Genomic DNA, 13,744 nt, shown 5'->3' on the forward strand with positions numbered 1-13,744 from the left:
TATTAATACCAACCCTTTTTCACAATTAGATGTTACTTAGTTTAATTAGCGTATGTGAATAAACGCTAATTCCAACATGCATTCTAAGTCAATTCTAATTTTTAAATTATTAACTATGCAGTCATTTATTAAATTACATGAAAGCTAACAAGACGCTCGCTGTAACCCAAATTAGCGGGGGTATGATTAATTTCCACTGTAATATTACCAGAAAGCTCACCGTCGGCCTTATATACAGGGCAAGATGCTATATCTGACAAGTATGACTCTTCCGTAGGCGCACTAAAGTAATAGATTTTTTGTAGGTTACATTCGCCTACCTTCATTCCCAAAGCTTCAACTTCCGAGCGCTGACGGTAATAATTTGGGCCAATGTCTAGAAGATATTCAGGGCTATGGGTATAGATCTCGCTGGTATAACGCTCAGCAAATTCACTCTCAGCAATGAAGTTTTCATTCTCCATGCTGTAAAGAATGTTCAAATGCCAATAGATTAGCTCAGACTCATCACTCGTTGATTGACCCGGTTTTGAATAGACACATTGGATCTGACTGTGAGGAACATCTAAACCTTGATTAACTTGAATATCATTACGAAGCGTATTGATACCACAGCGATGCAGTGCAAAACCCTCTTGCTTCATCGACTCGTTAACTTGGTTAGTTGATTGGTATTGAACGTAGACACCTTCAGGTGATTCACCTGTGATAACGTTACTATTATCAGCAAAAGCAAATGGACTTAGGCAAGCAGTTACAGACACTAGAGCTATTGTTTTTTTCATTATTATTTTTCCTTTATGATGGCGTCAGGAAAATAACTCAGAAACAAAATGTGCAACACAATGCTTATTGATATTTGTGATCTAGATTAAAGCAATGATTGGTTTTATGAATATTAAAGATCTTAATTGAGTCTGTTTTATATCTAGAACAGACAACACCTCAAAAATAACATGGGTAATAGAAAAAGACTCTTGATTTAATAGTTATTCCTATCCATCGTTAATAACAAATTAATATTTAACCCAAGCTAAAGGCTATTAATCATTCTGTTTAATTACCCACAAGAAAAGTACCAGCATATCTGACCCGTTTTCTAATTATTAATTTAATCTAACGTATTGGAACGATAGTGAGCATTACAAGTTTTACTAATCAGAAGACGGGGTCGGCAGAGTGCATGCTGTGCATTGATTGGCGGTTAATACATAAAACAAAAAAGAGCTGACAAACATGCCAACCCTTCTTATTGGAGAGCTCATTCCGAACTCCCCTATTTTTTACTCTACTGATGTTTAAGCTGTCTTTTCGTTCAAGTTTGAATCTTGTTTGTCATCAAGCGCAAAGTAAACCTTAGATACAATCACTTCAGCAATCAGAATCGTAAATACCACCGCGAAGAACGCAACTACGCCATTCCAAGGGCCAGTAAAGCTCACCTTCTCGCCGAACAATAGGTTAATCGCTTCTAGCATTACGAATTTTGAACCCACCAAGATGATGTAAGTCGTGATTGCTCGGTAGACTTTAGGTGCTGTACCCGGTTTGCTCTTAAAGTGCTCAGCAATTTTATGTTCCAAACCAATAGACAGTTTCAACAGTAATTGCAGTAGAACTGCGGCAATCAGAGAGATAGTAAAAGACTCAATATTTACGAAATCCCAGTACTCATCAAAGAAGTTAAGTACCACTAAGTCCACCAGCACGGCTAACGTGTAACCGACGAATAGACGTTGTGGAGTGTTGAAACCGTAAACTTTGTCTGATTTAGTCATTCTGTCTCTCTCTAATTTGATAAGTCGCCTTGATTTGAAATACATCTTAACGTTCGAATCAGAGCAAAACTTACCATTTGATGACACCACTCAAAATCAGTCACATCATAAATAATGTGCCACGATCGAGTTAAGTGCCGCTGTCGAACAAACAGACAAAGGCGGCACTAAACGGATTACCCCTATTTACGCTATCAGCGAGTTAGTTGAAATCTTGCGTCCAATAAGACATTTTCGATGAGTCTGACTTACTGGTTTTGTATCCAATACCCATCTTTGTGTGTCGACTGTTCATCACGTTTTGGCAGTGACCTTCGTGACCAGCCCAACTATTAAGACCAGCATTATTACCCTTCCCATCGCTTCGCGGACTGGTGTAACCAAAGATAGGAATTACAGCCGAGTTCGATGAGAGAACAAACGCATTCTGGCCAGAACTGTTCACAACAAAGTGACCTTGAGCATCTCTTCGGTGTTGTTCATCTGAGTTCAATTGAGCATTACTCGCCGTGTTACTGTCCCAAGCGATAGGTGCTACCGGTAAATAATTACCACTCGAAAACGATGAACCAAAAGCATCACAATAACGTTGTGTCGACCTCGCACAATTTGTTGAGATGACAGATTGGTACTTAATACTGCTCTGGCTTAGATCGTCTGGAATATTAACAATTCGACACCATCTTTCATCGGCAACGCCTTGGCCTGGCATCCCCCAAATCGCACCATTCAATAATTGATTTGTATCTAGTGATGAGAAATCGATAAGAGTGTCGCTATTAAGCAGGTCGAGATCCAAATCGATCTTCCCAGATGACGCGTTCAACTCAAAGATCGAAGCCCCAACTTCTTTTGCTGCTGCGTTAATTTTGTCGCGCTGTAACAACTCCCAAGAATCACCAAACCGCTCTTTTGACTGCTGTCCATAAGCCTGAGCGATAAAATCATAAGTAGGCAAATTAGACTCTACTCCGCTCCCATCTTTAAAAACGACACTGCCAACGGTTTTAAATTCCAAAGAGCTGTCCAACACCGCATTGTTAAACACATACGATCCCAAGTGCTCACTAGAACAAGAGTTACTTTGCATATCGTATCGATATTCAGAAATTGTACCGTCTACGAGCAGTTGGTAATTCTTCCTTTGTGCGCTTAACCCTGTGGTTTCGTAACAATGCCAATCGTTAACGAAGTTACTGCCATTATCGATAATGATTGTTGGTACAGAGATAGTCACATCAACCTTCTGAGTATCTCCTCCCTTGAATGCAGGCAGCTCATTTTGAACGGCAATAGATGAGAAATTCCTGATTGGATCCGTTTTTTCAACAAAGCCTTCGATAGCAAAAATCATAGTGTTACTGAGCGCCTTAATATCTGGCTGCTGAGACACGACTGTTGACGGAGAGTCGGGGTTACCTGAATTACTTGGATTACTTGGATTACTTGGAGCATTAATGTTGTTTGACGTTGTGCTGTCACCTCCTGATGAACTTTCTCCGCCACAACCAGCAATAATCAATGCGAGAAGCGCCACTGCCGAGATATTTTGTTTTTTCATGATTGAATCCTTAACCATATGCTTTTCTTGGTATCAGGATGTTGCCTCATTGAACAAACTTAAATTTCAGGCCAATGTCAGAGCCCCTAAATACTGACATCGAGTTGACAATTTTCGGGGTATTGTCAACGCTAAGTATGTCTTATTAATCAATGAGCTACTTCAACATCTTGGCTTATGCCGTGCTGTTTCTGAGCCGATTACGGTTCGGTAAATTGGCTCTCAACGCACGGTAACGACGATTTAAGGCAGCGACGATTAGAATCCCCCTTAGCGTTCAAAACAAAGCAGCGTTCAAATCAAAGCCGCACTTAAAACAGAGAAAGACACAAAAAATAAGCCTCGTCATTACGTGTCATCAAATGGCCATTTTTCGCCTCTCGCAAACCCTATGATTCCCTCATCAACAAAATGACTCATACCAAAGAGGTGTCGAATATGAACAAGCTAATTATTAATGCCAACGTGTTTAACGGTGTCGATGACAAACTTATCGAAAACGTCTCCATCCTTATTGAAGATAACTTGGTGACTAAGATTGGTCAGATAGATCCAGCGGTCGCTGATGAAATCATTGATGCGAAAGGCGGCACGGTAATGCCCGGCCTAATTGATGCGCACGTTCATATTACCCTCTCAGCATCATTCAATGTGATTGATACCATGACTCGTGAAGAAGTGGCGATTCGCTCTGCGAAAATTTCAGAAGAGATGTTAATGCGCGGCTTTACTACCATTCGTGATGTGGCGGGTAACACGCTTGGTCTTAAAAAGAGCATCGATAATGGCTACGCAACAGGCCCAAGAATCCTGCCTTCAATGGCCGCAATTTCGCAAACCAGTGGTCACTCAGATTACCGCCAAAACCAAGCGCAAGAACGTTTGGCCAATGGCCACGAAGATTCACCAATGATGAAGCTAGGTGCGATGAGAGTCGCCGATGGTCGCTCAGAAGTATTGAAAGCGGTGCGTGAACAACTGTTTATGGGCGCATCACAAATCAAGATCATGGCCGGTGGCGGTGCATCATCTACCTTCGACCCATTAGACACATTGCAATTTACTTCCGATGAAATGGAAGCTGCTGTTCAAGCCGCTTCAGATTACGGAACCTATGTGGCTGCGCATATCCACACTTCTGATGCGATGCGTCGAGCGGCTGAAGCGGGCGTGATGTCATTTGAGCACGCGACGATTATGGATGACGACATTGCAGAGATAATCAAAGAAAAAGGTATTTGGGTGATTCCTTCTTACTTTACCGCTTCATTGATTGCCGAGCGTAAAATTCCATTGCCGAATGAAGAAACGTATCGCAAGACAGAGCGTGTAGGTAAAGCCATGTTTAAATCGGCGGAGCTTATCAAAAAACACGATATCCAAAACATTGCCTTTGGTACCGACTGTGTCGGTGAAACCAACGTGCATGCCACTCAGTTGAACGAATTCGGAGCGATTGAACAAGTGTTCGATACCATCACAGCGCTGCGTATGGCGACCTCAAACTGTGGACGCCTGTTCGATATGTCGACTTACCAACACCCTTACCAAGAAGGCAAATTAGGTCAGATTGTTGAAGGCGCGTATGCCGACCTATTAATCATCGATGGTAACCCACTCGAAGGTGTGGCGTGTGTAGCCAACACCGAGACTCAAAAGCTGATCATGAAAGACGGCAAGGTGTATAAGAATAACCTGTAATTAATATGGCTGGTGCTGTGATGAATTCATCATGGCACCTTTTTTACGGCACTCTCCTTTCACAAATTCATGTCTGTTCTCTATCCTCTATTTACACCTGCATTCACAGAATTGAATAGCTCCGATACCCTTTTGTTGGAGCCTAATACCCGAATTAAGTCCTAATCTAGTCCGCCCCAAACTAACCTAATCCACAGTTCGGCCATTATCCAATACACCCAAAAAGCAAAACTTTCCCATAAGATCTCCACTTCAGCGAAAAAAATCACGCCCACGCGTCAACACTTAAACCAGTGCCTTTTCCTATCGCATATAAAATCTAATCATATGATTTATATAAATTATCTATCTGTAAACCCTATCTATTCGAGAGACGAGCCTACGACAGAACCGCGATTTTAGTACCTAATTCCTTTCCAATAGACAAATGCACACTTGCACAAATATGCATGTGATCATATTATCCAGCTTCTTTCACTTGCTAGAGATTCCAATTTTGGATACTAAATTATTAATTGCGTTTAACGAGTTCTTTTATGTAGCGAAAGGCTTAGTCCTTATCATCGCCATCGTGTCACTACTAACCGGCATCATGCGTGAATACATCCCCCAAGAAAAACTCCAAGCAACGCTAACTAAACACGACAAATGGGGAACCCTATTGGGCGCGCTGTTTGGCATGTTGACGCCATTTTGTAGTGCGGCGGTCGTGCCTGTCACCATGGCAATGGCATCAATGGGCGCATCACTGGGTACGGTGATGAGCTTCATCATCTCGGCGCCACTGTGTAACTTCATTGTGTTGGCGATGGTGTATGCCGCGTTCGGATTGAAGATCACCGTTGTGTACTTCTTAGTAACCTTTACCGCAGCGGTACTGGGTGGCTACTTGATCTCCAAGTCGCCTTGGAAAAATGAAATCAAACGTGCCGACGAACTGGAAGACAACAAAGGGAAAGGATGCAGCAGCAACGCTTCAACCTGTGGTGGAGCACCCTCTTCTGCATCAAGAATGCGTAATGCCATGGGCGGCGCTTGGTCTCTGTTCAAACGAATCATCCCATACGTATTGTTGGGTGCGGCGATCAGCGGATTCTCTGCGGTTTACCTGCCTGCGGATCTGGTTGAGAAGTATGTCGGTGGCGATAGCTTCCAATCGATAGTGGTGGCTTCATTGATTGGTATTCCACTTTACCTACGTATCGAAATGGCAATACCGCTACTTAACGTATTAATTGCTAAGGGAATGGGCTTAGGCGCAGCACTTGCATTAATTATCGGTGGTACTGGTGCAAGTTTGCCTGAAATCGCGCTAGTATCAGCAGTTCTAAAAAGAAAAGCCGTAATCGCGTTTGTTGGAATCGTTCTAACCACCGCCGTCGTTGGTGGCGCCATCTTCCAATACGTTGTGTAGAGGCTTACACTTTGTAAAAACGACAAAATAGAAACTTCGCGCTGCTCGTATTGAGTGGCGCTATTCGTTGAAAAGGTAACCACCACGTGGATGAAAAATATATTGATGCATTAAAAGCCTTGTCGGAACCCAATCGCTTACGATTATTCTGGCTGTTTCTGCATGTGGACGAATGCATGGCGGTGGCTGAAGCCATGGACATCATTGGTGAGACTCAATACAACGTCTCGCGTAACCTAAAAATGCTCTACAAAGCAGGCCTGCTCAACCACGAAAAGAAAGGTAAATGGGTGTTCTACACATTAAAAGAACAAAACGCCCCTCACTGCAAAGCCTTGGTTGATTCCGTCAGACACTTACCGGAAGACGACTTCAAAGAAGTAGTGAAACGTTGCCTGATTCGTTTATCAATGAGAGTAGATGGCGAATGTGTCGTTGGCCCAGACAGCGAAGTGTGGCACAACAAAATTAAGTAATACCAGATCAATAAGCGATATCGAACAACTGAAGGGGTGGCGTGAAGTATGAACAAATACACTCAACAAGAGCTTGATTCTATTCTTGAACAACACAAGTTATGGCTAGAAAACCAAGGTGGCGAACGAGCACAATTGCGTAATGCCGACCTAAGTAATCTAGCGCTTCAAAACGTCGACCTGCGTTGTGCCAACCTAATTCGCACCAATTTTAGTGGTACGGATTTGTCGGGCAGTAACATGAGTGAAGCGGATATCACCTACGCCAATTTCAGCCACGCGACTCTGAATAACGCGATTTTCCAAGGTGCCGATTTACGCAACGCCGACATGAGCAACACACAAATGCACAACGTCGATTTACTGCGTGCCGACTTGTTTCGCACTGACTTCAGCAATGCTCAAGTTAATGACGAAGCGTTCAAACGAATCGACATCCGCAACACCATTATTGAATTGCGTAACCCTAACCAACAGTGTTTGTCATCTAAGTAACCAAGATAGTCGCAATTACCCTTCCAACATCCCCAACAAACTCATACTCACACTCACACTCACACTCACACTCAAGACAGAATGTGATCAACCAGAATGGATAAGATAACTCTTTGTTTTATTGCTAATATTAAACACAGGGTGTGAATTCAAGGATGAAGCTTGTCGATATGGGGATGAAATTGAGATGAGACGATTATTTACTGCGCCGTTAGCCAGTTCAGTGCTGTTACTTAGCTCTGTGCTATCAGGATGCGGAAACTTTAGAAATCTCTCTCATGAGATGGACGCAATCGACTCAATTACCGACCAATACACCATCACCTTGAGTCAACCAGCCTCAGACTCAGCCGTGGTTATTGAACAAATTAAAGACATCAACAAAAGCGAAGTTGATGGCTACGACGGCATAATAGACAACGACAGTATTCAGTTACAGCTATCAAACGATATCCACTACCTACTTATCTTTGAAGATAGAAACCAAGACTTAACCCTACAAGCTGACGAACCACTCAGTGTGATCAACCTTCACGACCACCAAGACAAATCGACAATCGACGTTTCGCTAACCGTTAATGAAAATACACTGCCAAGCGCCTTTGTTGATCGCTCGTTGTCTTCCCTCTTAAAAATAGAATTAGACCTCGTTGAAATAGGCACCGTTGTGAGTTTGACGGACCAACCTTTTGAAAAAGAGAACGCGAATCTCGGCATGTGGCAGCCGCTGACATTTTTGCTCGAAAATAATGCCGGACTCTATTTTCTTTCTGAATACGACCCAAACAAAACCCCTATCCTATTTGTGCATGGCATCAATGCGACCGCTTTAGATTTCGCTCCTCTCATTGAAAAGATCGATCAGTCCAAATATCAAATCTGGGTATTTAACTACCCTTCGGGCTTATCACTCTCTTTGAATTCAAAAGGCTTGAATAACCTTTTGCATACTATAGTGACTGAATACAAGATTCAAAAAATGCACGTGGTAGCCCATAGTATGGGTGGCTTGATCGTCACAAACAGTATTCGTCAGTGTCGCATTGGCCAGCTATGTGATTTTGTTAGCAGCATCACTACCATCTCTTCCCCATTTGGTGGCGTAGCATCAGCCAAACAAGGAATAGAATATTCCCCCGTCGTAATGCCAGCTTGGGTCGATTTAAATCCAGACGGCAAATTCATCGCCGATTTATTTGCGGATAACAAGCCAACCCACACCCCACACTTCTTGGCGTTTGGTTACAACTCGGGCGAGCTGTTTAACACCAACAGTAACGATGGCGTGATTAGCCTATCAAGCCAGTTGTCGCGCCCAGCTCAATTGAATGCCGAGCAAATTCTTGGTTACGACGAAAACCATTTAAGCATTTTAGATAACGACGACCTGTTTGAAGATCTTTCTAAGTTTTGGTTGAGATCAGAACAGAAGTAATCATCAGAGCATTGCCAAATTCCGAGATTAAAGACGACCCCCATCTTTAATTCACTGTTGCCAATAAAACCGACACTTTCCTCGATCTAATTCGAGGATCCTTAAAGATCTTGCGATCCAAATTCATCTCGTATATCATCCTCAAATAAATTACAGACCGGATAGTCGGTCGGTAACATAATTGAGTGATATCCATGGACAAGAAGCAGCAAGCAATCCAAGCCGCGATTGAATTATTCGCGACACAAGGCTTTGAAAAAACGTCTATCGCACAAGTGTGTGAAACGGCGAAAGTATCGAAGGGTTTAGTTTTTCATCATTTCAAAAATAAAGATGACCTACTAAGACAAGTGTTTGTTCGCATGGCTGAAATCATTAGCGAAGTTGGTGAAAGTGTTGACCAATCTAGTGAAGGTATGTCGGTTAAAGAGAGGTTTATTAACCTTATCGAGCACATCTTCTTGTCGATGTCCGACCCGCAACAAAAACGGTTTTATCAACTTGATTACCAATTGAAATGCCAGCCCTCAACAAGGCTGATATTGAAAGATTTGTTAGACGAACGCTACCAACTGATGGTGCACTCTTTCGAAGTCATTCTGTGTGACGTTCCCAATGCCAACAGCATTGTCGATAGCCACATGTTAATCGCCGATATCGATGGTATCGCACTCAATTACTTGTTCTCGGATGGTGATTACCCGTTAGAACAAATTAAAGAACGCTTCATAGCTAAGTACTTACTGCTGCTGGATTTATAAGTACCTCGCTTAAAGCTCAATAAAACGTTGTTGGCTATCTAAAGCAATTTGATATCTGAAAACGCTAACAACCAATAATTTAAGTTAGGAATTTTTCAAATGAAAACCCCTTATGAAATTCAATACCAAGCTTTCGCCGCTGCAGGCGGGCTTTACGACGAACGCCATGCAAAACTGTACGCAGAATTTGCTGACGATCTTATTGCTGACGGCAGCTTTTCTATCGTGCATGAAGGCGTAGCACACGCATGCTATACCCCAATCACAATAGACGCAGCACCACACCTGAAGTGTTATGTGCTTGCACCTTTAGCTGTATTGCCAGAATACCAAGGCAAAGGCTACGCGACTCGATTGATGGAAGAAGCCGAGAAACAACTCGACGCTGACGTTATCTTCGTGATGGGCGAACCGTTCCACTACGGCAACCGTTACAACACGCCACATAACGTGCTTCCACCAGTAAGAACACTTGCACCTTTAGAGTGCTGGTTCGCTAAAGCACTGACCCCTGGCGCACTAGACGGCGTGGGTGAATCAACATCAAGCGTTACTGGCCCTTACGCAAGCGAGCTAATGTGGGGACACCCAAGCGAGCAAGTTTAAGGTAAATCAGATACGAAAAATGGAACGCTCAGGCGTTCCATTTTTGTTTGGGTGAAGCTAAATGCTTTTTTCGATAAGGGGAGGTAGAAGGAGATTTGGTTAAGGCTAATTAAAAATTGCCCCCTTTCAAGCTAGCACATATTTTCTCCCCTACTAGCTTGACTCCGATTTGGCTTAGATTTTCTAACAAATGAACTTTAGAACTGAGCACAATCATAACTGATACTGTTCGAACTTGTTGTTGGGAGATATGTAATGTGCATGCATAAAAAAGCACCTCTCATTGAGGCGCTTCTTACGTGGAAAATTTCGCCTGCTCTTTCAATTCGATTCTCTGCTCACTGCCTCGGGGAATGATCGAAGAAAAACTTTAGTTGGTAGCATTACCAAAGTGAAGCTCTGCGTATACAAGAGCTCCTTTTGCCACTGCCCCAAATGCATCTGACTGAATCTGAGGAGTGTTAGGGAACCGCGAGGCAATCGCTTTTTGAACCAAAGGTGATAAAGACATCCCGCCAGTTAAAAATATCAACTCTGGTACCTCTTTGTTTTTTACAACTCCATCCAGTTCTTTTCTTAGTTGACCGTGCCAATTCGTAAAAGCCCTTTGAATCTCATTGTTCGATAATGGAATAGCTAAGCCTTTCTCAATGTAGTTAAGAGGCATCGTTACTGATTGTTTCTCGCTCAATGCTTGTTTTGTCATGTCGATGCTGTTCATGATGCGATGTGATAAACGAAAGCGCTGTACGTATAGCGTTCGTGCGAAATAGTGTGGATTTTTCACTCGCTTGGAAAGTGCCTTCAGGTTAGCTGTATTTTGTTTAGAGTAGAATTCCGACATTGTTGGTAAATCGTCGATGGCAAATAATCCTGAGAACGTAGTGTTGGGGATAGGGATTTCGGCATTCGTTTTGGTAGGTTTTCCAAAATATGGCGCAATAATGTGCACGCCAATTTGACGATCAAGTGCCATCCCCCCAAACCTTCCACCTGCGGTAGATAAGATATCTGAACTACGATCTAACACCCCAGATAGTGAGGACCCGAGGTTGGCGTAGGTCAGGTCAGTGGTACCGCCACCAATATCAACAATTAGTGCACGTTTTTGTGTTGAAAGGGTTTGTTCAAAGCTTAAGGCGGCAGCAACTGGCTCGTCGATGAACTCAACTTCATCAAACCCTGCAAGGATAGCCGCTTGCCTCATGATATGAATCGCTTGCTCATTGCCAGTTGGGTTACCACCGTTATGGTAGTTGACAGGTTTAGCTAGCACGACCTTCTTGATATCGTTTTGTAGATAGGAGTCTGCTCTTTGCTTGATGTATCTCATGAACTGAGTAACCACCAAAGTAAACGTATTCCGTTTCTGCTCGGAAAGTCGTACACCGAGAAAATTCTTCGGACTGTTGAATAGAGAGCCGCTCTCAGGATCGGCAAGGTAGCTTCTAAAGGCGTTTTGTCCAAATAGTATTTCACCATTAGAAATTAATTCTTTGATGGTGCGCTCTTTATGAGATTTTGTTGAAAGCGCAAAACGGCGAGCTCGAGCATCCAGTAAGGATTCATTGTTGCCCATGTCATCTAGGCGCTTGTAGCTCGCCTTATTTCGATTGAGTGAATCTCGTAATAACTGATAACTGTTCTGATGCTCTTGGGATAGAACTTCCCCATATTTGGAATTAGCGAGTTTATGCTTCTTTAGGTTAATCTGAATATCATTGATTTCTTGTTGAACGCGTCGTTTATCTTGACTGATATTAAGTATGATGGCCTTTCGGGCGAGCTCTATATCGGCATCGGTAATGTGCTCATGGAGATCTTCTTCATCTTTAATGAACATTGTAGTGCGCATTTGGGGTGAGTCACCCTCAAGCGGAACTAGACAGGTTTTGTTCTGGCGATCAAAGCCGGCGACGACACAATTGCTCGTGCCAAAATCAATTCCAATAAAGTCAGTCAATGCGCTACTCTTATCTTCAAAAGTGAAAGGAGAATAGTATAGATTCGAGCAAAGAAATAAAGTTCAAAATGTGTCAATTTGTAATGATATATCTATTAGTTAAATGGACCTGTTTATAGATAGAAGACATTGGTACCAAAATGTCTTTGGCTTTGTACTATCAATACTGGACACTGAATTAAGCAACTTTGCTGTATTCTTGACAGCAGATGCACCGTGAATGTTCGAATTCCCGAAAATTATTTATGTCCAAATCCAATTCAGCACACTCATAACAAAAAGGGATTGGTATCTCTACCAATCCCTCTCCCAAACTCTCTTTCTACGTACAAGCTCTCAATTGCCTTTTGCACTGCAGGGCCAATCTGACGCTTACGAGAAGTGACGCCTTCCAAAGTCAGCATGTCGCTTGTTGGTTCAGCGTTAAAAGCCGATTTGATAACTTGGTAGTCGCTTTCATCCACCCACAATAGGTTCGCTTCTTTGTTCTTGGTGTCTGTGATGGAAAAGAACAGATGGTCTAAGTCATTCTCCGCCTTATAAGACTTCATCGCAGCCAAAAGCTCGTCTTTGCGGTCAATCAGTTGTTGAGCAGTTAGTGTTTCAGCAACGCCAATACCCACCTGTTTGCCACCGTATTTAAAGTTTTTGTAATCCAGCGTCAGAATGGTTTCAGATGAAAGGTGGCTAAGGTCTGATTTAGCAATCAGCATTTGTTGGCCGAAGTCTTCGATATCTGAAATGCCTGCAACCTTCGCCAACTTCTCTGCGTATTCACGATCATGATCTGTTGTAGTTGCTGATTGGAATACCACGGTGTCAGAAAGAATCGCACCCAAACCCACACAAGCAAGGTGTTTAGGTAAGGTCACATGGAGCTTTTCAGCGTTATCAGCCAGAATAGTTGCAGCTGAACCCCAACCTCGAATATCCATCTCGACAATCTGTGGTGTGTTAATTGGAGAGCCACCAATCGCGTGATGATCGACCACAGCCACAATAGATGACTGATCGATGGTTGGCGCTAATTGAGTCACTTGGTTGAAGTCCACCAGCCCTACTCGGTATGAAGAGTAATCTGTCTCTACACGTGGTGATTCCGCATTACAGTAGTTCAAGATAAACGTCGATTCAGGGTTGATAGGCTCAGGCACTGTCGCCGTACCACCATAGATATGAGCCGCGAGCATCGCAGACATTACCGTGTCGCTGTCTGGGCTAAGGTGCCCTGTCCATACGAGATCTTCACTGTTTTCATTAGCAGATTGTTGCAGGCTGAAAGCAAAACTTGCTGAACTGAAAGACATGATTACGGCAGCAACGACAGGTGTTAGCTTCACGGGTATTTCCTTATTTGGATTCGTTTTAGAACCCCATAAACTAGCCATCAAAAATTTCAAAACCGTGTCAGCGATGTTTCAGATTTACTTCAGTAAGTAACGAAATGTAATTTCTCTTTCCTTTCCCTTGCCAATCAAATTACAACTCACTTTGGATTAGGTCATCTTTTCATTATTTCACAATGAATTTTAATGAAGCTTGGTGACTGACATG

12 protein-coding genes are annotated in these 13,744 nt (G+C 42.9%); 7 read left to right on the top strand and 5 right to left on the bottom strand.

From position 1 onward, the window contains the following. Positions 1 to 128 precede the first annotated feature (128 nt). The 3 genes from OW495_RS11250 to OW495_RS11260 form a co-directional block, all read right to left on the bottom strand. Positions 129 to 785, bottom strand: a complete 657-nt coding sequence (locus OW495_RS11250) for a hypothetical protein (protein ID WP_289886563.1) — start codon at positions 783 to 785, stop codon at positions 129 to 131. 513 nt (positions 786 to 1,298) lie between these two features. Next, a complete protein-coding gene (locus OW495_RS11255; RefSeq protein WP_017109992.1) occupies positions 1,299 to 1,778 on the bottom strand; it encodes a hypothetical protein in 480 nt (159 codons plus the stop codon). A gap of 202 nt (positions 1,779 to 1,980) precedes the next feature. After that, positions 1,981 to 3,339, bottom strand: a complete 1,359-nt coding sequence (locus OW495_RS11260; protein ID WP_289886565.1) for a CAP domain-containing protein — start codon at positions 3,337 to 3,339, stop codon at positions 1,981 to 1,983. A gap of 438 nt (positions 3,340 to 3,777) precedes the next feature. Here OW495_RS11260 and OW495_RS11265 point away from each other — a divergent pair, with 438 nt between their 5' ends. The 7 genes from OW495_RS11265 to OW495_RS11295 all read left to right on the top strand — a co-directional run bounded on the left by OW495_RS11265 (position 3,778) and on the right by OW495_RS11295 (position 10,227). Continuing rightward, complete coding sequence (locus OW495_RS11265; RefSeq protein ID WP_289886567.1) at positions 3,778 to 5,040, top strand: amidohydrolase family protein; 1,263 nt, start codon at positions 3,778 to 3,780, stop codon at positions 5,038 to 5,040. A 496-nt stretch (positions 5,041 to 5,536) separates the two neighbouring features. Further along, positions 5,537 to 6,454 carry a permease gene (locus tag OW495_RS11270; protein WP_017109996.1) on the top strand — a complete coding sequence of 306 codons (918 nt, stop codon included), beginning with the start codon at positions 5,537 to 5,539 and terminating at the stop codon, positions 6,452 to 6,454. A gap of 86 nt (positions 6,455 to 6,540) precedes the next feature. Then, positions 6,541 to 6,930 (top strand): metalloregulator ArsR/SmtB family transcription factor, encoded by a 390-nt coding sequence (locus tag OW495_RS11275; protein ID WP_102517626.1) that lies wholly within the window; start codon positions 6,541 to 6,543, stop codon positions 6,928 to 6,930. Positions 6,931 to 6,978: 48 nt separating this feature from the next. Next, on the top strand, positions 6,979 to 7,425 hold the full coding sequence (locus tag OW495_RS11280) for a pentapeptide repeat-containing protein (RefSeq protein WP_289886572.1): 447 nt from the start codon (positions 6,979 to 6,981) through the stop codon (positions 7,423 to 7,425). A 187-nt stretch (positions 7,426 to 7,612) separates the two neighbouring features. After that, positions 7,613 to 8,860, top strand: a complete 1,248-nt coding sequence (locus OW495_RS11285; protein WP_289886574.1) for an alpha/beta fold hydrolase — start codon at positions 7,613 to 7,615, stop codon at positions 8,858 to 8,860. 275 nt (positions 8,861 to 9,135) lie between these two features. Beyond that, positions 9,136 to 9,621 carry a TetR/AcrR family transcriptional regulator gene (locus OW495_RS11290; RefSeq protein ID WP_318532808.1) on the top strand — a complete coding sequence of 162 codons (486 nt, stop codon included), beginning with the start codon at positions 9,136 to 9,138 and terminating at the stop codon, positions 9,619 to 9,621. 99 nt (positions 9,622 to 9,720) lie between these two features. Next, entirely contained in the window at positions 9,721 to 10,227 is a 507-nt protein-coding gene (locus tag OW495_RS11295) for a GNAT family N-acetyltransferase (protein WP_017110002.1), read from the top strand. Positions 10,228 to 10,597: 370 nt separating this feature from the next. Here OW495_RS11295 and OW495_RS11300 read toward each other — a convergent pair whose 3' ends face one another. Then, positions 10,598 to 12,190 (bottom strand): Hsp70 family protein, encoded by a 1,593-nt coding sequence (locus tag OW495_RS11300; RefSeq protein ID WP_289886577.1) that lies wholly within the window; start codon positions 12,188 to 12,190, stop codon positions 10,598 to 10,600. 269 nt (positions 12,191 to 12,459) lie between these two features. Then, on the bottom strand, positions 12,460 to 13,530 hold the full coding sequence (locus OW495_RS11305; RefSeq protein ID WP_289886578.1) for a manganese-dependent inorganic pyrophosphatase: 1,071 nt from the start codon (positions 13,528 to 13,530) through the stop codon (positions 12,460 to 12,462). Positions 13,531 to 13,744 lie beyond the last annotated feature (214 nt).

This window comes from Vibrio sp. 14N.309.X.WAT.E.F5, assembly GCF_030397615.1.
Taxonomy (GTDB): domain Bacteria; phylum Pseudomonadota; class Gammaproteobacteria; order Enterobacterales; family Vibrionaceae; genus Vibrio; species Vibrio lentus.

Excerpts from the sequence above, each read along its gene's own strand:
- OW495_RS11250 (WP_289886563.1), bottom strand. The coding sequence starts at position 785 with ATGAAAAAAACAATAGCTCTAGTGTCTGTAACTGCTTGCCTAAGTCCA.
- OW495_RS11255 (WP_017109992.1), bottom strand. The coding sequence starts at position 1,778 with ATGACTAAATCAGACAAAGTTTACGGTTTCAACACTCCACAACGTCTA.
- OW495_RS11260 (WP_289886565.1), bottom strand. The coding sequence starts at position 3,339 with ATGAAAAAACAAAATATCTCGGCAGTGGCGCTTCTCGCATTGATTATT.
- OW495_RS11265 (WP_289886567.1), top strand. The coding sequence starts at position 3,778 with ATGAACAAGCTAATTATTAATGCCAACGTGTTTAACGGTGTCGATGAC.
- OW495_RS11280 (WP_289886572.1), top strand. The coding sequence starts at position 6,979 with ATGAACAAATACACTCAACAAGAGCTTGATTCTATTCTTGAACAACAC.
- OW495_RS11285 (WP_289886574.1), top strand. The coding sequence starts at position 7,613 with ATGAGACGATTATTTACTGCGCCGTTAGCCAGTTCAGTGCTGTTACTT.
- OW495_RS11295 (WP_017110002.1), top strand. The coding sequence starts at position 9,721 with ATGAAAACCCCTTATGAAATTCAATACCAAGCTTTCGCCGCTGCAGGC.